Source organism: Prochlorococcus sp. G4PB17 (assembly GCF_059772445.1).
This window is the reverse complement of the sequence record NZ_CM186288.1, coordinates 1,155,766-1,175,258: the sequence shown is the minus strand read 5'-3', so window position 1 is coordinate 1,175,258 and position 19,493 is coordinate 1,155,766. Positions and strand designations below refer to the sequence as shown.

Annotated in this window: 19 protein-coding genes and 1 tRNA gene; 14 read left to right on the top strand and 6 right to left on the bottom strand. The window is 36.1% G+C overall.

All coding sequences use genetic code 11. From position 1 onward, the window contains the following. The first annotated feature begins 60 nt into the window (after window positions 1-60). Both purM and AC6EJB_RS06980 read left to right on the top strand, forming a co-directional pair. Complete coding sequence (gene purM, locus AC6EJB_RS06985; RefSeq protein WP_498490619.1) at window positions 61-1,101, top strand: phosphoribosylformylglycinamidine cyclo-ligase; 1,041 nt, start codon at window positions 61-63, stop codon at window positions 1,099-1,101. A gap of 162 nt (window positions 1,102-1,263) precedes the next feature. Then, a complete protein-coding gene (locus AC6EJB_RS06980; protein ID WP_498490618.1) occupies window positions 1,264-1,896 on the top strand; it encodes a DUF8655 family protein in 633 nt (210 codons plus the stop codon). A gap of 7 nt (window positions 1,897-1,903) precedes the next feature. On the opposite strand, the gene AC6EJB_RS06975 is transcribed toward AC6EJB_RS06980, so the two are convergent. Continuing rightward, the gene (locus tag AC6EJB_RS06975; RefSeq protein ID WP_498490617.1) at window positions 1,904-2,875 is read right to left on the bottom strand and encodes an aldo/keto reductase; all 972 of its coding nucleotides are present in this window, start codon (window positions 2,873-2,875) and stop codon (window positions 1,904-1,906) included. A 50-nt stretch (window positions 2,876-2,925) separates the two neighbouring features. Here AC6EJB_RS06975 and AC6EJB_RS06970 point away from each other — a divergent pair, with 50 nt between their 5' ends. Beyond that, complete coding sequence (locus AC6EJB_RS06970) at window positions 2,926-3,105, top strand: DUF8639 family protein (RefSeq protein ID WP_498490616.1); 180 nt, start codon at window positions 2,926-2,928, stop codon at window positions 3,103-3,105. A gap of 74 nt (window positions 3,106-3,179) precedes the next feature. Here AC6EJB_RS06970 and AC6EJB_RS06965 read toward each other — a convergent pair whose 3' ends face one another. Both AC6EJB_RS06965 and AC6EJB_RS06960 read right to left on the bottom strand, forming a co-directional pair. Next, window positions 3,180-3,611, bottom strand: a complete 432-nt coding sequence (locus AC6EJB_RS06965) for a hypothetical protein (RefSeq protein ID WP_498490615.1) — start codon at window positions 3,609-3,611, stop codon at window positions 3,180-3,182. Between the two features lie 340 nt (window positions 3,612-3,951). Continuing rightward, window positions 3,952-4,022 (bottom strand) — tRNA-Cys (locus AC6EJB_RS06960). Between the two features lie 57 nt (window positions 4,023-4,079). Between AC6EJB_RS06960 and AC6EJB_RS06955 the strand changes: the two genes are divergently transcribed. Together AC6EJB_RS06955 and AC6EJB_RS06950 are read left to right on the top strand one after the other, a co-directional pair. Then, window positions 4,080-5,300 (top strand): lipid-A-disaccharide synthase-related protein, encoded by a 1,221-nt coding sequence (locus AC6EJB_RS06955; RefSeq protein ID WP_498490614.1) that lies wholly within the window; start codon window positions 4,080-4,082, stop codon window positions 5,298-5,300. Window positions 5,301-5,356: 56 nt separating this feature from the next. Next, complete coding sequence (locus tag AC6EJB_RS06950; RefSeq protein ID WP_498490613.1) at window positions 5,357-5,626, top strand: DUF8658 family protein; 270 nt, start codon at window positions 5,357-5,359, stop codon at window positions 5,624-5,626. 21 nt (window positions 5,627-5,647) lie between these two features. Here the strand turns inward: AC6EJB_RS06950 and AC6EJB_RS06945 are convergent, their stop codons facing one another. Continuing rightward, window positions 5,648-6,292 (bottom strand): ribonuclease D, encoded by a 645-nt coding sequence (locus AC6EJB_RS06945; protein WP_498490612.1) that lies wholly within the window; start codon window positions 6,290-6,292, stop codon window positions 5,648-5,650. A 185-nt stretch (window positions 6,293-6,477) separates the two neighbouring features. On the opposite strand from AC6EJB_RS06945, the gene AC6EJB_RS06940 reads away from it, so the two are divergent. Both AC6EJB_RS06940 and AC6EJB_RS06935 read left to right on the top strand, forming a co-directional pair. Further along, a complete protein-coding gene (locus AC6EJB_RS06940; RefSeq protein ID WP_498490611.1) occupies window positions 6,478-7,035 on the top strand; it encodes a cofactor assembly of complex C subunit B in 558 nt (185 codons plus the stop codon). A 12-nt stretch (window positions 7,036-7,047) separates the two neighbouring features. Continuing rightward, window positions 7,048-7,800: an N-acetylmuramoyl-L-alanine amidase gene (locus tag AC6EJB_RS06935; protein WP_498490610.1), complete on the top strand. Its 753-nt coding sequence runs from the start codon at window positions 7,048-7,050 to the stop codon at window positions 7,798-7,800. Window positions 7,801-7,811: 11 nt separating this feature from the next. Here AC6EJB_RS06935 and hemF read toward each other — a convergent pair whose 3' ends face one another. After that, window positions 7,812-8,858 (bottom strand): oxygen-dependent coproporphyrinogen oxidase, encoded by a 1,047-nt coding sequence (hemF, locus tag AC6EJB_RS06930; protein ID WP_498490609.1) that lies wholly within the window; start codon window positions 8,856-8,858, stop codon window positions 7,812-7,814. A gap of 181 nt (window positions 8,859-9,039) precedes the next feature. On the opposite strand from hemF, the gene AC6EJB_RS06925 reads away from it, so the two are divergent. Together AC6EJB_RS06925 and rodA are read left to right on the top strand one after the other, a co-directional pair. Beyond that, window positions 9,040-10,125, top strand: coding sequence for an Mrp/NBP35 family ATP-binding protein (locus tag AC6EJB_RS06925; RefSeq protein ID WP_498490608.1), 1,086 nt, complete (start codon window positions 9,040-9,042; stop codon window positions 10,123-10,125). A 9-nt stretch (window positions 10,126-10,134) separates the two neighbouring features. Beyond that, complete coding sequence (gene rodA, locus AC6EJB_RS06920) at window positions 10,135-11,409, top strand: rod shape-determining protein RodA (protein WP_498492982.1); 1,275 nt, start codon at window positions 10,135-10,137, stop codon at window positions 11,407-11,409. 236 nt (window positions 11,410-11,645) lie between these two features. Here rodA and AC6EJB_RS06915 read toward each other — a convergent pair whose 3' ends face one another. After that, a complete protein-coding gene (locus tag AC6EJB_RS06915) occupies window positions 11,646-11,771 on the bottom strand; it encodes a hypothetical protein (RefSeq protein ID WP_498490607.1) in 126 nt (41 codons plus the stop codon). A gap of 69 nt (window positions 11,772-11,840) precedes the next feature. Between AC6EJB_RS06915 and AC6EJB_RS06910 the strand changes: the two genes are divergently transcribed. The 5 genes from AC6EJB_RS06910 (at window position 11,841) to ppc (ending at window position 19,492) form a co-directional block, all read left to right on the top strand. Further along, window positions 11,841-13,232, top strand: a complete 1,392-nt coding sequence (locus tag AC6EJB_RS06910) for a sensor histidine kinase (protein ID WP_498490606.1) — start codon at window positions 11,841-11,843, stop codon at window positions 13,230-13,232. 96 nt (window positions 13,233-13,328) lie between these two features. Beyond that, entirely contained in the window at window positions 13,329-13,754 is a 426-nt protein-coding gene (gene psaD / locus AC6EJB_RS06905; protein ID WP_269611601.1) for a photosystem I reaction center subunit II, read from the top strand. Window positions 13,755-13,815: 61 nt separating this feature from the next. Further along, window positions 13,816-15,336, top strand: coding sequence for an anthranilate synthase component I family protein (locus tag AC6EJB_RS06900; RefSeq protein ID WP_498490605.1), 1,521 nt, complete (start codon window positions 13,816-13,818; stop codon window positions 15,334-15,336). Beyond that, window positions 15,333-16,472, top strand: a complete 1,140-nt coding sequence (gene gshA / locus AC6EJB_RS06895; protein ID WP_498490604.1) for a glutamate--cysteine ligase — start codon at window positions 15,333-15,335, stop codon at window positions 16,470-16,472. Before AC6EJB_RS06900 ends, gshA begins: the two co-directional genes overlap by 4 nt. Window positions 16,473-16,507: 35 nt before the next feature. Further along, window positions 16,508-19,492 carry a phosphoenolpyruvate carboxylase gene (gene ppc / locus AC6EJB_RS06890; RefSeq protein ID WP_498490603.1) on the top strand — a complete coding sequence of 995 codons (2,985 nt, stop codon included), beginning with the start codon at window positions 16,508-16,510 and terminating at the stop codon, window positions 19,490-19,492. Window position 19,493: the final 1 nt, after the last annotated feature.

The window sequence follows — 19,493 nt, the reverse complement described above, 5'->3', positions numbered from 1 at the left end:
CAGATCCCATATAGATTTCATATTAGGGTTCAATCTTTTGCATAAGACAGCTTTTTACTGATGGATTACAAAACTTCGGGAGTTGATGTTACTGCTGGAAGAGCCTTTGTGGAGAGAATTAAATCATGCGTTGAAAAAACTCATAAAAGTGAGGTTATTGGAGGATTAGGAGGCTTTGGAGGATGTATAAGAATTCCAAAAGGCTATGAAAGTCCAGTCTTGGTATCTGGGACAGATGGTGTTGGTACAAAATTAGAATTAGCTCAGCAATATGGTTGTCATTATGGAGTTGGAATAGATCTGGTTGCGATGTGCGTCAATGATGTAATAACTCATGGCGCTCGACCTTTATTTTTTCTTGATTACATTGCAAGCGGGAGGTTGACTCCTGATGCTTTGGCTGAAGTAATAGAGGGGATTGCATCAGGCTGTGGTCAATCGGATTGTTCTCTTTTGGGAGGTGAAACTGCTGAAATGCCAGGTTTTTATCCCAGTGGAAGATATGATCTAGCAGGTTTTTGTGTTGGGATCGTTGAAAATCATCACTTAATAGACGGCACTCAAATTAATTGTGAAGATCAGATTATTGGGATTAAAAGTAACGGTGTTCACAGCAATGGTTTTAGCCTTGTTCGTAAGGTATTGTCGATGGTGAATGTGGATGAAAACACTCTTTATGGGAAAGATAAAAGGAACTTGATTCAATCTTTGCTGGAACCAACGGCAATTTATGCTCAACTTGTTGAAAAATTGTTGAGAGAAAATTTACTAATCCATGGCATGACGCACATCACCGGTGGAGGTCTACCTGAGAATCTCCCTAGAATTTTCCCTTCTGGATTATCACCACATATAAATACAACTACTTGGGAAATACCTGAAATCTTTAGTTGGTTAAAAAAATCTGGAGATATTCCTGAAATTGATCTTTGGAATACTTTTAATATGGGGATAGGTTTTTGTCTAATTGTTCCTAAAAATGAAGTAAATGTTGCTTTAGAAATATGTATGAAAAATGATTTTGAAGCTTGGAATATAGGTCAAGTTGTTGAAAGTCAGAATCATTCAAAGCATATCGATATTTTAGGAATACCTAAGTGAGACCTTAAGCCTAGTTTTATGAAATTCTGTAGTCCAGTTTTTTGAACAAATTAAATGAAGGTTAAAAAAGATTTTCTATAACGGTAAAAAAACAGTAAGATATTAAAAAACGCAAGCCGGATATTAGTTCGGGTAATGCGAAGTTAGATCTTAATTAGCTCTATGCCTTTTGAAAATCAACAGCGTCTAACGCGTAGGAGAAGTTCTGCAGGTCCAACACCTCCTAAAAGGCCTTTGGGAGGTCAACCAGATTCAGCTATGCGACAAAATGGTGGCCCAAGACCAACATTTTTAACCCTTAGAGATCATGGAAAAGTTTATGTTGCTGATTTACCAAACTTGTCTGATGGGCAACTGTCTCATATTGGGAAAGAAGCTGATGAAGTGCTTACAAGCTTGGAGAGTAGAATTAACGACCTAGAAAATGAAGCAACTAATGGGCAAAGAGATAACGATACTTTGATCAAAGCATCGACTAAGCATGAAGTCACACTCAGGTTTATTCGAGCCATTCAGGACGAACAAGAGCATAGAAAAAATAATCCTGCATTAAAAGATGCGGCATCAGAGTCTCTACCACTCACATTTCTTGAGGTCGCTAGGCATAGATTGCCAGGTGCGACTTTTGACTCTTTGTTGAGAGAGGCATTAGAAGCGTGTGCCAAAGATGAAAAAGAGCCTAAAGAAGAAATGATTGAAAAAAGCGCAAATTCACAGCCTATTCCACCAGCAAAAGTGATTAGTCTTCCTACTGCTACAGATTCAATGAAGGTTATTGTCAGCCCTGATACTTGAATTTTTATTAAGGACTGGAGAACGGGTTTTGAGGCATATTTGCTAAACATTTATTCCTGCATAAATCCAGACTTTCTTTTTCACTTTTAGTCAAAGACCAATTAAGTGCAGAAATTGCATCTTTAGCTTGACATGGATTACGAATCCCTACTATTGGTTTAGCTCCATGAGACCTTACCCAATTCAAAGCAACTTGTGCTTGGGAGGCTGAATAACTTTTACCGATATTAGTGATTAATGTTCTCAACTCTATAGTTTTTGGAAGTATCTTTTGGAATAATTTTTGTCGTAAAAATGTTTTAGGCTTAGGAGCTTGATCCGGTGGAACTGTAAGGATTCCCAGCCCTAAGGGGCTGTAAGCTAAATATTCAATTTCATTTTCATCACATACATTTTTTAAATTTTCATCTTCTAAGGATGGTTTTGTTAATAACGAAAGTTGCATCTGTACACTATTAATTTTAATGCCTCTTTTTTTTAGTTGTTGGAATAAAAAATTTAGTCTTTTTGGACCAGTATTAGATAGCCCAATTTCTTTAATTAAACCTTTGTCGTACAAATCTCCTAGGCCATTAAGTAATTGCTCTTCTTGCCAAGGTGCATAGCGATAAGTACTCCAATGGAGTTGAACTCTTGTCATATTCCCTTTCAGACGCTGATTGCTTTCTTGAAAAGCTTTATTTAGACCATTGCGACCAACTCTCCATGGAAAGGGTGCGAGCTTTGTGGCGATTGTGATTTTTTTGAGTTTTCTCTTAGGTAACTCTTCTAGAAAATCGCCGATCAGCTTTTCGCTTTGCCCAAATAAACTTCCGGTGCCATATGAATCTGCACTGTCAACAAGATCTAATCCCCCATCTATAGCATCAAAAAAAGTTTTTTTAAGTAAAATATCATCTGTTTCAGCTTTGTAGCCCCAAACAAGCTTATTTCCCCACGCCCAAGTTCCAAAACCAATTCCAATTTTTTTCTTAGTCATGACTTCATTGATGTTATTTCAAATAAAGAAAACTAATATCAGTATCTTACATGAATAAATTAAATAATTTTAAAGACTCTTCTTTGGAAAAAAAACATAGTAATGAAGAAAATCACAATGAAAATGAAGGTAAAGATCAACAAGAAAAAGTTCTATGTAATCATTGTGGAAGAACTTCTAGTAACGGAATAAGATGTTTAGGTATTTGTGTAGCAGATAATGATTATTAATTTATGATTTATCATATTTAGAGATGACAGTATTAAAATAGATGATTAACAAAAGTATTAATCTATATTTAATATTATTCAATTACATCAATAATTCCTTCAGTTATATATCTTGCCATTTTAGTTATATGTTTTCTGACTTCACCTTCTTTAATATTCCACTTCTTTGACATTTCCTTCACTTTTTTATTTTCTTTAATGTGCCCAATCATTTTATTTGCTAGGTATACAGGTAATTCTTGTTGATTTGTAGTAGCCAAAGTTTCCCATCCTTCTTTATCGATGAGTCCAATTTTTTGTAGATCTTTTGTATTCGTAAAATTATATAATTCTGTTATTCCTATAGAGAGATAAAGAGATCCTAATTCATCAAGAAAACTTTTTGAGTTTTTACCATTTTTGAATTCGTTAATTTTTTCATCAAGTAAAGATATATGTTGAGATTCACCTTCCTTAATTGAATTTAATAATTTATAAAAAGAACTGAATTCAATTTGATCAGACACTGTTCTTATTGGTTAATATGATTAATATTAATTCATGAATAATGTTTCTATGTGAACCCTTCTATTTTTTTGTAATGAAAAAAAACTTTCATTACATGGACAAAAAACATTCAATAAAGTGTTGAAAATAAGATGTAAATATTTGTCATCCTGCGTGCCTACAAGCTTTTCGCTAGTGGTTCTTTTAGAGGCTAACTGTAAGAATGGATATGTGATCAATATTTAGATCTAGTCCAAAATCAATTTATTAATTTCTGAACTTTCTTGAAACTTGCGACTCGCTACACATGGAGCATTGTGCTGGAGGGCTTCCTCAGGAAAATTAAAGGAAAAATAATTAAGGCGGCACCCAGATTCGAACTGGGGATAAAGGATTTGCAATCCTCTGCCTTACCACTTGGCCATGCCGCCGAAAATGAAACTTTCATTTCCAATTCAAATCGTATCAGTCAAGCCGAACAAAATCTTTTGTTTCTTTGTAATGGACATGGAGAAGACACGATTGCCTGCAGTGTTATCAAAGCTCTACATCACATTAATCCAGATATTTCCCATGAAGTTCTCCCGATGGTTGGAGATGGGAAAGTATTTTCAAAGCTAGTAAAAGATGGCTGGCTTGCCAAGATTGGTTCCTCAATATTTTTGCCTAGCGGGGGATTTAGTAATCAGAGTTTTAGTGGCTTGGTTTTAGATTTAAAAGCTGGATTATTAGGAAGTCTTTGGAAGCAATGGACCTTGGTTCATAGATTAGCCAAGGAAGGAAGAATAATCGTTGCAGTTGGAGATTTATTACCTCTTCTTTTTGCATGGGCTAGTGGGGCAAATTATTTTTTTATTGGCACTCCTAAAAGTGATTACACATGGACGAGTGGGCCAAGATCCGCTTTAAGTGATTGTTACCATCGATTGAAAGGAACTGAGTGGGATCCATGGGAATATTGGTTGATGCGATCTAGTCGTTGCATAATGGTTGCAGTAAGAGACAAAATAACTGCCAGAGGCTTGAGAAATCATGGTGTAAAGGCATTATCGCCCGGGAATCCAATGATGGATGGAATTTCTAAGAGCGAATGTCCTAATGACTTTAAAAAATATAGACGTTTGATTTTATTGTGTGGAAGTCGTTTGCCTGAGGCGTATCAGAATTTTAAAAAACTTTTAATTGCAATTCAGTTGATTCAAATTACATCTTCCATTGCAGTATTTGTGCCTTTAAGTTCTTCTGCAATGAGAAAAAAAATAGAATTAATATTGATGGACTTAGGTTTTAAACCTACTTATCAGTCAATAGGTGGATATGGAATTTCGGCAAGTTGGGAAAAAAATTCATTACTCATATTGATTGGCTTTAACCAATTTTCTTGTTGGGCTACGTGGGGAGAAGTAGGAGTAGCTAATGCAGGTACAGCTACAGAACAATTAGTAGGTTTAGGTGTCCCATGCGTATCTTTGCCAGGGAAAGGACATCAATTTAATTTCAATTTTGCGAAGCGTCAAAGTCGTTTGTTAGGAGGTGCTGTAGCTATTGCGGAGGGTTATGAAACTCTCGCAAAACAAGTGGGTTTTTTACTGAATTCTGACTTTGATAGAGAGATTATTGGTTTAAGAGGGTCTGAAAGAATGGGTCCAGAGGGTGGAAGTCATGCTATAGCCCTTACTATCTCGACTCACTTGTTCAAGGGTTTATAGTGGAGTGTAATCTAGTAGAAGATTTTCATTAAGATTTTCTATTCAAGCTTCTGCATATGCCACTAATTGAAGATCATCATTATCTTAAAATTTGTGCTCAGTTAGCATCTTCTTTAAGTATTAGTATTTCAGCAGCTCGACGAAAAGTAGAGGTCGCGGCAGCTAAGGAAGGAAAAAAAGATTTGCAATCGAGAAAACAAATTGCGCAAAAGATCCTTGAGCAAACTTTAAATGAGGATAAAAAACAATGTCTATCTGCCTCTGCATCATTTGATCAATTATTAAAGGCTCTAAAAGAAGAAGAGAATTTTATGCTTGAGGATTAATACAAGTTCCTGTTGACAAAATTAATGATCAAAAATATTTGTAAATCGTCTTCTGTCAAGCTCGGAAAAAATTGGTACGCATTTGAAGCATTTTTGGGCTAATTCCCATCTTTCTTCACGTTTCAACATCTCTTCAAGTTTGTGTTTTGCTCCTAGTAAATATCTAACATCATTCGCTGCATAGATCAGTTGTTTTTGAGTTAAATCACCAACTTTTCCCCAGTCACTGCTTTGAGCTTGTTTATCTAATTCCACACCAACAGTTTCCATAACCACTTCTTTTAAGCCATGCCTTGGACTATAAGTTCTACCTATTTTACTTGCGATTTTTGTACAAAAAATTGGATTTACGTAAATATTGAGATTACTTGCTAATGCAGCAACATCAAATCTTGCAAAATGAAAGACTTTTTCAATTGTTTTTTTCTCGAGAATAGATTTTAGGTGCGGTGCTGCATGTTGATTTTTTTCTATACGAATACAAATAACGTTATCAAATTCATCGCATATTTGTATTAAACATAGCCTGTCTCTACCATGAATTAGTCCCATGGCTTCTGTATCAACTGCTAAAGCCATAGATGAGCTTAAAGCAATTTCAGTTTCATTATCTATGTCTTTATCAAAGATCTTGAAAGTCGAGGGTTCATCAAGTTTTTTTGGCATAATAAATTTAATGTGAATTTAATGCATTAGTAATTTCTTTATGATCTAAGTCTAATGCCTCAAATGATCAAAATATTGAGTAAATTCAACGATTTTATCTTTTCTAATATCTTTTAATTTTTTTAGCTCACTTTTGTAGCTATGTTTTTCTGAACAATTAAAATAAAAGAGATCGTATTTTTGAGATGCAATCTGCATTCTCCTCAACTTTGTTTCTCACTATCCTATTGGCGATAGGTTTGGGTTTTTTTCTGCGCGCTGCAAGTAAGGACCGCACAACAGTTGTAGATGTTCAGTCTCCTTTACCTCCGCTTGAAGTTTTAAAAGGTATTAGTTTTTGGTTGGAGGAGCGTGGTTGGAAAAAAAATGGAGGCAATGCTGAAGAGAAATTATTGATCTTTAATGGCAATGTTGCTTCCAGTACTTTTTTAGTGATCTTTTTATCTTGCCTTGGAGGACTGGGCTCAGCATGCTTGGGTCTTGTTCTGATTCAGCTTTATCCATCTTTGAGTTGGTGGCCTTTACTATTGGCTGCAATTGGGGCCCCTCTGGCTGGAATTATTTATCGTGTTAAATCCAAACGAGAGGAATCATTAGAAGTTAAGTTATTAAGTTCAGATCTTTCTGAAGTAAGCATATTACGAATCAAAGCTCATCGTGATGAGCTGATAGCAATTCAGTTGGAACTATCTGAAAGTCTTGAGCTTAGTAGTGAAAATTCTTTACTTTCTTCCCCTATTTAATTAGCATTTGTGGTGAGAAATAAAGTATTAAATAGTTTAAAATTAATAGTCTTTTTAATTATCTTTTATGCTTTTTATCAACTGTATTCAAATAGGAATTTAAATATTACTGAGGATTTTGATCTGATCATTGGTGAAAGCTCTGATATCCCTGCAAAGTGGATTGGTATTATAGATGTAGATAAAAATATCCCTATTTTAATATTAGCTGGTCATGCAGACTCTCAGGGATTGGCTGGCGCTGGCACACCTGGCGAAGCTGTTGATAAGTTTGGTTTGAATCCAATGCATCCTGGAATAAGTGATGAACTTTTTTGGAATTTAAAATTACAAGAATCAATTGTTAATCTTGGCAAAAAGAAAGGTTTAAATATTAGATCTTATGACCCTGGAATAAGAAATATTGATGACGCTAATGATCCAAGAACGAATTGGTCAGTTGGGAGGAGATTTGCTAAAAATGGTGGCTATGCAATTGAGATTCATTTTGATGCATATGGTAAGTATGGAGTTGGTGCAGGTTTGATCCCTCCTTTCTCTGAGACGCCAAATAAAATAGACGAGTCAATCGCAAGAACATTTGGACGGTTTCCTGTTTTGTTTAGAGGGGGTTTAGGAGCTCCTAGAAGGCAAATAAGGATTCTTGAAATTGGTAAATTAGAGGGTTTGTTAGAAAAAAATCTCAGAAATTTAAAAACTAGGCAAAAAACAATAAAGCTCATTGCAAATGAAATAGTTCAGGCTTTTTTAAATGGAATAATCTAGAAGTGCAGCAGCTAATCCAATGCTTGATGAGTTAAACACCTCTCTTCCAGAGATTTATCTGTAAACCAATCTTGAGGCTTAGTAAATAAATCTGTTAAGAGTGCCTCACGTGAATTTTCTTCTGGCTTATATCCATACTCCCATCTTGCTAAGGGCGGTAATGACATCAAAATTGATTCCGTTCTTCCATTAGTTTGTAATCCAAAAATGGTGCCTCTATCCCATACCAAATTGAACTCAGCATATCTACCTCGCCTATAGAGTTGAAAGTCTCTTTCTTTTGTTGAAAAGCTTTGGTTTTTTCGCTTTTTTATTATTGGTTCATAGGAGGGCAGAAATGCCTGCCCGCATGCTTTAGCAAGTGAAAAAAGATTTTCCCAATTCAAAGAATAGTTACCTAGCTCTTCTGAGATTTGAGAGGCTTTCCCATTGGCATTTTGTCCTTTATAAAGCAAGCCGGATCCATCTTGATAGTCATAAAAAATACCTCCAACGCCTCTTGTCTCATTTCGATGTTTTAGAAAGAAATATTCGTCACACCAAGGTTTGAAAACCTTATGAAGATCTTCGTTAATCGTGTCACATGCAGCTTTATGGCAAGAGTGGAAGTGACGCGTGTCGGATAAATATGGATAGAAGGGAGTTAAATCTGCCCCTCCTCCAAACCACCAAACAGGACCTGCTTCGAAATATCTGTAATTAAGATGAACAGTTGGTATATATGGACTTTTGGGGTGAAGCACCATTGAGGTTCCTGTCGCGAACCAAGAGTGACCTTTTGCTTCTGGTCTTTGGCTAATGATTGAGGGAGGAAGTTCATTGCCATGTACTTCGGAAAAATTCACTCCTCCCTGTTCAAAGATTTTTCCATCTTTCAAGACTCTTGATCGCCCACCACCACCCTCTGGTCTGTCCCAAGATTCTTCTTGGAATTTGCCTTCTCCATCAATAGCCTCTAATCCTGCACAAATTTCATCTTGGAGCCCTAAAACAAGCTTTTTAGCTCGATCTCTTGAGTTTTTTGCCGGTAAATTGGCTTTATCTTGTGAGGAGGACAAAATTAATTGTATGTTGCTTTCTTTTAAAAAAATACTTTCAAATGATGCAAATTTCACACCAATATTGGAAAAGTTTGTATTGCGAATAGTTTTTACTTATTACTAAAGGCAATAGCATTGGATAATGAGGTGCAATATATGGCGATTTTTTTACTATCATCGAATGTAATAGAAATTAAGAATGAAAACCAACGAGAAGGTTTTAAAAGCTTTTAGTTCAGTAAAAGATGTTGGAAGTGAACGATCTATTGTTGAACTTGGATGGCTGGAAATAGTTTCAGTAAAGCCACCGAAAATTGTTGTAAGACTTACTCTTCCTAATTCCGCTTTAGCTCAAAGAGGTCAATTAGCAAATGATATTAGGGAAAGCATTAAGTCATTGGAAGATATAGAAGAAGTACAAATTGAAATAGGAGATTCATCTCCATCTGAGCAGTCTCCTATTGGTCAAGCCGGGCATGGTGGTCAATCTCAGGGTTTAACTCCAATTCCTAAAGTGAAAAATGTTATCGCCATAAGTAGCGGTAAAGGTGGTGTCGGTAAAAGTACTGTTGCCGTAAATTTGGCTTGTGCTCTTAGTCAAAAGGGTTTCAAGGTTGGATTGCTTGATGCTGATATCTATGGACCAAATACGCCATATATGCTTGGTGTCAGCGAAATAACTCCTGAAGTAAGTGGTTCGGGTGCAGAACAAAAAATTATTCCCATTGAAACATGCGGAATTGGAATGGTTTCAATGGGATTATTAATTGATCAAAATCAGCCAGTAATTTGGCGTGGCCCAATGCTTAATGGGATTATTCGACAATTTTTATATCAAGCTTCCTGGGGTGAACGTGATTTTTTAATAGTAGATCTTCCTCCCGGGACTGGAGATGCTCAGCTTTCATTGGCTCAGGCAGTTCCAATGGCAGGTGTAATAATCGTTACAACTCCTCAAAATGTATCGCTTCAAGACTCAAGAAGAGGGTTGGCAATGTTTAAACAAATGAATATACCTGTACTCGGAGTGATAGAAAATATGACGTATTTTATTCCTCCAGATCAACCACTAAAATCTTATGAGATTTTTGGTTCAGGAGGAGGTTATCAATTAGCGAAAGAGAATAGTGTCCCTTTACTCTCTCAAATACCAATTGAGTCAGATACTTTTTCAGGAACAGGCAAGGATCTCCCAGTCGTTCATACATCTCGAGATTCAATAACAGCCAAAGTATTTTTAGAACTTGCCGGCACTTTATGTAATGTCTTATCTGTTAAACAGTGATTTAAAGTAATTATGGGTTTTGGTCGCAATAAAATACCTACTTTTAAAATAGTGAGAAATAAAAAAATTTGGAAAGATGTAGATTTTATAATTTGGATTGTACCTCTTACTTTAGTACATTTAGCTTGTTTTTTAATTGCAAGTACTCAAAGAAATCATGGAATTGCATATTGGTACCAGCATGCAATTATTGCTTATATAGGGTCTGTAATTGCTTGTCTTTTAGCTCAATTTCCTTTGCAAGATCTACGAAAATATATTACGCCAATATATTTTTTGAATATTTTAACACTTTTGTATGTGAATTTTAGTGGCACTTCTGCTCTCGGAGCAAAAAGATGGTTGAGCTTCGCCGGGTTGTACATTCAACCATCTGAGTTTGCAAAATTAACCTTAATACTTGTCTTGGCTTCTATTTTAGATCGAAAAAGATTCTCTGATTTAACTCATGTAATTAAACCTTTATTAGTTTCCTTTTTACCTTGGATCTTGGTTTTTTTACAACCTGATCTTGGAACCTCTCTTGTTTTTGGCGCCATACTTCTTGGAATGTTGTATTGGGCAGGGATGCCATATGAATGGGCATTTATTATTTTGGCTACTTTGGTTACAGGATTACTTGCATATTTATATCAATTTGGACTTTTTATATGGATTCCAATAATTGGTTTCATGTCTTATAAGTCTCTGCCAAATAAAAAAAAATTACTAACACTATTTGTTGTCCTTATTCATTCATTAATAGCGAAAATTTCTCCTTGGTTTTGGGAAACTGTTTTAAGAGATTACCAACGAGATCGATTAATTCTTTTTCTTAATCCTAGCCAAGATCCTTTAGGGGGTGGATATCATATGCTTCAAAGTAAAATAGGTATTGGATCTGGAGGATTGTTTGGATCAGGTCTGATGCAAGGCCAATTAACTAAATTAAAATTTATCCCAGAGCAGCATACAGACTTCATTTTTAGTGCTCTTGGAGAAGAGACAGGTTTTTTAGGGACTTTATTAGTCTTATTTTTATTTTTTATTCTAATTTTTCGATTAATAAAGATAGCTATTGAGGCGCGCACTGATTTTGAATCTTTAATTGTGATTGGTATAACTTCAATGTTTATTTTTCAAATTATGGTGAATATATTTATGACTATTGGTCTAGGTCCTGTAACTGGAATCCCATTACCTTTTATGAGCTATGGAAGAACTGCCTTATTTGTTAATTTTATAAGCTTGGGCTTATGTTTATCTGTATCGAGACGAGGCCAGTCAATAAGAAAAAATCTTTGATTAGATACTTTTACGTGTTTCTGTAAACGCATTAATTGAGTCAAATAAAACTTTGAGACTCAGTATGTCCAATGCCTCAATACCATCTTGAGGTTAAGTTTTTTGATCTATGTAAAGGAAGGAATCCTCACTTTTCGATTAAACATTAGTTTCATTGGATTAGTTAATATCAAATCCTTAGGATTGAAGGGATCTACTTCTCCTTACTAATCCTTACTGATAGACGAATGAGCTCCCTAGATCTTAATTTGTCTAAAAAAACTTTGTGTCCCTATTGAATAGATTGACTGAGAAATTCTCAAGCCATCTATTTGAAAATAGTCAGCCAAAGCACCTTTAGGAGTTGCAACCTTATTTTCCATGCTTTTTCATCCTTTAAAATCTAACCAATCGAATAGATTTAAAGGTTTGCATGAGGTTTGGAGTTTTTCGTGACCAAGCCTTTAGTAACTATCAAAGCTTTGCAAGAAAGGATGGCTCAAGGTGTTCCACATGCCTCATGCAGTGAGTCTGCAGTAAGGAGAATGTGGTGGGCAGCTCTTGATACTCTTCAGTCAGATATTTTGCTGCCCATGAACCTTACAAGAGGTTTATGGTTGTCTTCGCCTTTGCCAGCCTTATATGAGCCCAAATTATTGAAGAAATTTCAAGGCTGGGTTTGGGCACCCAAGGATTTGTTAAACCTGACTAATCCTTGTATTGGTATGTTGCCGCCTAGTCAGTCAGCTTCAATTGATATTGAGAGTGATTCATCAGAGTATGAGCGCTTGACTCTTTTAGAGGAAGATGGCAATGATCCATTGCTAATTGTAATTACTCCTGAAATTCAAATTGCTTTGGCTTTGGAAGGAAAATCTAAGGAAAGAAAATTGTTAATGCGGAGCGATCCTGAGACTTTGAGTGATCTTCTTACCTTACTTGATAATAGATTAAATACAGAAAATATTGAACAAGCCAATCATCTTAGAAACTCTCTTCAAGAGATGGGTCAGCTAAAAACAAATGATGATTTATCTAAAGTGTTCTGGCCTTTACTATCACAACGACTTGCGGATATTGCGCCAAGTTTAAATATACAAACCTTGCCTGACAGCATAATCAATGATCAAAAGTCCAATTCAAAAAATAGTGAAATTTCCTTACTTGAAGCCCTAACTCATGAGATTAGAACACCATTAGCAACAATAAGAACCCTAATAAGATCTCTTCTTAGGAAGAAAGACTTATCTAAAGTAGTTGAAAGTCGTTTGAAGCAAATTGATATTGAATGTACAGAACAAATTGATCGTTTTGGTTTGATTTTTAATGCAGTTGAGTTGGAGAGAAGCAAATCTGAACAAACAAATTTAGCTTTAACTGATTTAGGTAAAATGCTTGTCATGCTCTCTCCAGTTTGGAGTAATCATTTAGAGCGAAAAGGTTTAAAACTTGTTCTTGATCTCACACCAGATTTGCCTAAAGTTTTGAGTGATTCTAAAGGTCTTGAATTAATGCTTACAGGTCTTATAGATCGTAATACTCGAGGATTACAGATGGGTGGGGAATTAACTTTGAAATTAAGGCCAGCAGGACAAAGATTAAAGCTTCAAATTTTAAGGCAGCTCTCTAATACAAATAGTTCTGAAGTTTCTGAAAATGCTTCTAATGAAGAAATTGGTCCAGTGCTTAGTTGGAATCCAGCTACGGGGAATTTGCAACTTAGTCAGGCTGCAACCCAAAGGCTGTTAAAAAGTCTCGGTGGTCGCCTAACCAATAGGAGAGATAGTGGAATTACAATATTTTTTCCTATTTCTGAAGTAAAAGAATTTGATTCTTTCGACTAATGTTGAGCCGTGTGAAGTTGACTTCAAATGAGTCAAAAGGCACAAAATAAAGTGCTAATTTAAAGAAATAAAGAATAAGCTGATTTAATTAAAAAAATGACAGAAGTATTACCTGGAACACTTCCAAAGCATATTGGTAGCACTGGGGGATTATTAAACTCTGCTGAAACTGAAGAGAAATATGCAATTACTTGGACAAGTAAAACCTCTGAAGTTTTTGAACTTCCTACAGGTGGTGCTGCTGTTATGCATGAGGGCGACAATCTTATGTATTTTGCTAGAAAAGAACAGTGTTTCGCTTTGAATACTCAATTGAGGGGATTCAAGCCAAGAATAGAAACAAGTAAAATCTATAGAATTTATCCTGGAGGAGATCGAGAACTACTTTTCCCTAAAGATGGAGTTTTTTCAGAAAAACCCAATGAGGGTCGTCTAAAAGAAGGCTATAACAATAGACGTATTGGAGAAAATCCTAACCCAGCAAGCTTGAAATTTAGTGGAAAAAAAACTTACGATGCATAAGTCATCCAATTTAAACTTTTGCCCTCTTTAAATTTATATATTGGGCTGCCATTATGCAGTCATGCTTAGCTTAGATAAAAAACAATTTCTTCTATCTGCTTCCCGCGGGTCAAATTATATCCCTTTGGCGAAAAGTTGGCCTGCAGATCTAGAAACTCCTCTCACAACTTGGCTTAAGGTTGGGAACGATAATCCACCAGGAGTATTACTTGAATCCGTAGAAGGTGGAGAAACGATTGGAAGATGGAGTGTGGTGGCATCAGATCCACTCTGGCAGGTGACAGTAAGGGGTAATGAATTGTTGAGATGTTGGCGAAATGGGAAACAAGAAAAGTTCCAGGGAAATCCTATTGAAATACTAAGGCAAATGCTTGGGCCTTATGAATCTGGTTCTTTGCCTGGATTGCCACAACTAGGACAACTTTTTGGAATGTGGGGATATGAACTAATTCAATGGATTGAGCCCTCAGTACCTACCTATGAATTGTCCGATCAAGATTTACCTGATGGAATTTGGATGTTTATGGATAAGATTCTTATTTTTGATCAAGTTAAACGTCTAATAACAGCTGTTGCTTATGGCAATATTAGTGATGGAGTTTCTCCAGATCAAGCTTATGAAATCGCTCTTAATCAAATCAATGAACTTCAAGATTTAATGGCTTCCCCTTTAAAGCCTATAAAGTCTCTTAAGTGGAATGAAAATGGTAATAGATCTATTGATATGACAAGTAATACAAATAAAAATCAATTCGAACAGGGTGTGAAATTGGCAAAGGAATATATTAATAAAGGCGATGTTTTTCAGTTGGTTCTTAGTCAAAAATTGGAGTCGACCGTAAAACAAAAACCTTTTGAATTATATCGAAGCTTGAGGATGGTAAATCCGTCACCATTTATGGCATTTTTTGATTTTGGAGATTGGCAACTAATTGGTTCTAGTCCGGAAGTAATGGTTAAGGCCCAACGAACAGAAGAAGGTATTAAAGCTAGTTTAAGACCAATAGCAGGTACACGTCCGCGTGGTAAAAATGCTTTTGAAGACGCAACTCTTGAGAAAGATCTTTTGGAAGATCCCAAAGAAAGAGCTGAGCACGTAATGTTAGTAGATTTAGGTCGCAACGACTTAGGTAGGGTTTGCTACCCGGGTAGTGTTTGTGTAAAAGAATTAATGGTTATAGAAAAATATTCTCATGTAATGCATATAGTCAGTGAAGTAGAAGGTATCTTGAAAAAAGAAAAGGATGTTTGGGATTTGTTAATTGCTTCTTTCCCTGCTGGGACTGTTAGTGGGGCTCCAAAGATTAGAGCGATGCAACTACTTAACCAATTAGAAAAACAACGACGAGGACCTTATTCTGGCGTTTATGGGTCTTTAGATTTAAATGGAGCATTAAATACAGCTATTACTATACGAACAATGATTGTTCGTAGGCAGAATAAAAACAATTTTACTGTTCAAGTTCAAGCTGGTGCAGGTATTGTTGCAGATTCTATTCCTTCAAATGAGTATCAAGAAACTTTAAATAAAGCAAAAGGAATGTTTACTGCTTTAGCTTGCTTAGAAGCTACTAATCTATGAGCAACTTTATGCTTTTAAAGGGCTTTGAGGTGGAGCTTTTTACAGGCACATTTCTTGGCGAAAATGTAGGAGTTGCATCAACTATTACTGAAGAACTTTTAGACTTTGTTAAGGAACCTGATCAAAGAAATCTTGAGTATATAACTGTTCCAGATAAACGATATGCGGTTTTAAAACATGCTCTTTTACTGCCAAGACAAAAACTTAGGAAATGGCTTTCTTGTAAGAAATTAACAATTCTTCCAGGAAGTACACTGAGCCTTGGTAATACAAAAATTTTTGAAAGGTCAGATTCAGAAAACTCATATCATTCTTTCATAGAAAAAAATTACGGAACAAATGTTGTTACAGCAAGTATTCATATCAATTTAGGTATAGAAAATTTATCCTTACTTTTTTCGGCGCTTCGCTTAGTTAGATGTGAAGCATCATTATTTCTTGCATTAAGTGCTAGTTCTCCTTTTTTGGGAGGATGTGCAACGGGGGTACATTCACAAAGATGGCTTCAATTCCCAAAGACACCTCCCAATGTACCCATTTTTCTAGATCATCCTCATTATGTGAAATGGGTTGAAGATCAACTTAGTCAGGGCAAAATGCATAATGAAAGACATTTATGGACATCAGTAAGGCCAAATGGTCCACAAAGACCTCATGTTTTGAATCGATTAGAGCTAAGAATATGTGATTTGGTAGGTAATGTTGATTTGCTATTGGCTATCACTGCTTTGTTAGAACTTAGAATTCTAAATCTTAAAAAAAATACAAAAAAGTACGATCCAATTAAAGCGAGTTCCAAAACTCAAACAGAATTGGCTCGTTTATCAGATCAAAATGATTTGAATGCAGCTAAATCTAGTCTTGATGCAAAATTATTTCATTGGAGAAATGGAAAACAAATCAACTGTCGTGATTGGATCAAGGAACTTTTATTAGATGTCACTCCATTAGCTAAAGAGCTTGATATGTTTGAGTTACTTCAGCCTATCGAATCTATTTTAATAAATGGCAATCAATCAATGCAGTGGATTAATTCTTATTCCAATGGTATATCAATCAAGTCCTTGCTCCAGAAAGGTATTAGTGAAATGGAACTAGAAGAGAAAAATTTCGTTCATATGAAATCAACCTATTAGTGACCAAGTTGGCGGAACTGCTTCATAATAAGAACATGTTGAAAAATCCTTCTAACGAAAATATCTCTAATCACTCGACAGTAAATGTTGAGGATCAAGATCCTGGATATTTATTGCAGCAAAGGCTTGAACTTGTTGAGGATCTTTGGAAAACAGTCCTCAAAAGTGAATGTCCCCCTGATCAAACTGAGCGCTTATTGCGTTTAAAGGAATTAAGTGACCCTAGTAATACAAATCAAGATAATTCCTCTGAAGCAATAGTCCAATTGATTACAGAAATGGACTTAGCGGAGGCAATATCTGCTGCAAGAGCTTTTTCTCTTTACTTTCAGTTAGTAAATATTCTGGAGCAACGTATAGAAGAAGATAGTTATTTAGAAAGCATGAAAAAAGGGAAGCTAGATCAAAGCAAGGATAAAGTAGATCCATTCGCTCCAGCCTTAGCTAGTCAGACTGCTCCAGCTACTTTTAGACAATTATTTGAGCGACTTCGTCGTTTAAATGTACCTCCAGCTCAGCTTGATGCTTTGATGAGAGAAATGGATATTCGTCTTGTTTTTACCGCGCATCCCACTGAAATTGTTAGACACACAGTTCGACACAAGCAACGAAGAGTGGCCACTCTTTTGCAACAACTTCAATCTAACAACTTAATTTCTCACTCTGAAAAGGAAATATTTAGGTTGCAATTAGAGGAGGAGATCAGACTTTGGTGGAGAACTGATGAGCTTCATCAATTTAAACCAACTGTTCTCGATGAAGTTGATTATGCACTTCATTATTTTCAGCAGGTTTTGTTTGATGCTATGCCTCAATTAAGAAGGAGACTTACATCGGCACTAGCTTCAAGTTATCCAGACGTCGAGATACCTAATGAAGCTTTTTGTACATTTGGTTCGTGGGTAGGTTCAGATCGTGATGGCAACCCTTCTGTCACTCCTGAAATTACATGGAGAACTGCGTGTTATCAAAGACAATTGATGTTAGATAGATATATTGCATCAGTTCAAGAGTTGAGAGACCAATTAAGTATCTCTATGCAATGGAGTCAAGTAAGCACTCCGTTGTTAGAGTCTTTGGAAATGGATAGAGTTCGTTTCCCAGATGTATACGAGGAAAGAGCAGCTAGATATCGTCTTGAACCTTATCGTCTTAAGCTTAGCTATACAATAGAGAGACTACGACTAACTCAATTACGTAATAAGCAATTGGCTGATGCTGGATGGCAATTTTCGCCTGAAGGAAAACCTTTAATGTCTACTAATAATAGTTTTGATGAATTTCTCCACTATGGATGTGTAGATGAATTTAAGAATGAATTAGAACTTATTAAAAATAGCTTGGTTAGTACAGATTTAACCTGTGAACCTCTTGATACTTTATTGAATCAAGTTCATATCTTTGGCTTTTCATTGGCGAGCTTGGATATTCGTCAAGAAAGTACACGACATAGTGATGCATTGGATGAGCTAACTAGCTATTTAGATCTGCCTAAATCGTATGGAGCGATGGATGAGGAAAGTCGAGTTGAATGGTTGATGAAGGAATTGCAAACTCGGAGACCACTTATTCCTCCTGCTTTTCAGTGGTCTAAAAGTACTCAAGAAACTATTTCAGTGTTTCATATGCTTCATAGGCTTCAGAAAGAATTTGGGGCTCGTATTTGTCGCTCGTATGTAATTTCTATGAGTCATACAGCATCGGATTTATTAGAAGTTCTTTTATTAGCTAAAGAGTCAGGGTTGATTGATCCAACTACAGGAGCTGCTGATTTTCTCGTTGTTCCATTATTTGAGACGGTTGAGGATTTACAGCGTGCTCCTTCTGTAATGGAGTCGCTTCTCCAGACAAATGTTTACCGTGACTTGCTACCACCAGTAAGAGAAAAAATTCAACCACTTCAGGAACTTATGCTTGGATATTCTGATAGCAATAAGGATTCTGGTTTTCTTTCAAGTAATTGGGAAATTCATAAGGCCCAAATCGCGCTCCAAGATCTTGCGAGTAGACAAGGAATAGCACTACGTATTTTTCATGGTAGAGGTGGATCTGTGGGAAGGGGAGGTGGACCAGCTTATCAAGCAATTTTGGCTCAACCAAGTGGAACACTTCAAGGGCGAATAAAAATAACAGAACAAGGAGAGGTTCTAGCCTCAAAATATAGTCTTCCAGAATTAGCTTTATACAACCTTGAGACTGTTACTACCGCCGTTCTCCAGAACAGTTTGGTTACAAATAAATTAGATGCTACGCCAAGTTGGAATGAATTGATGACTAGACTTGCGGCTCGTTCCAGAGAGCATTATCGAGCTTTAGTGCATGATAATCCAGAATTGGTTCAATTTTTTCAAGTAGTGACTCCAATAGAGGAAATAAGCAAGTTACAAATTTCTAGTCGTCCTGCTCGACGAAAAAGTGGAGCAAAAGATTTATCAAGTCTTCGTGCTATCCCATGGGTTTTTGGTTGGACTCAAAGTCGCTTCCTGTTGCCAAGTTGGTTTGGGGTAGGGACAGCCTTGGCTGCTGAACTTAAGATAGACCCCGACCAAATGGATATGTTGCGCATGTTAAATCAGCGATGGCCATTTTTTAGAATGTTGATTTCTAAAGTAGAGATGACACTTTCAAAAGTTGATTTGGAAGTCGCTCATCACTATATGGTTAGTTTAGGAGGGAAGGATAATAGAGAGTCTTTTGCTCGTATTTTTGAGATAATCTCAATGGAATATAATTTAACTAAGAAATTAATTTTACAAATCACAGATAAGCCAAAATTATTAAGTGCAGATCCTGCTTTGCAATTGTCTGTAAATCTTAGAAATAGCACTATTGTTCCTCTAGGATTTTTACAAGTTGCTCTTTTAAAACGATTAAGAGATCAGAATCGTCAACCACCTATTAGTGAGGCTTTAAGTGTTGATTCTGCTCAGGCTTCACGAACATATAGTCGTAGTGAATTATTACGTGGTGCATTGTTGACAATAAATGGTATCGCTGCAGGTATGAGAAATACAGGATGAT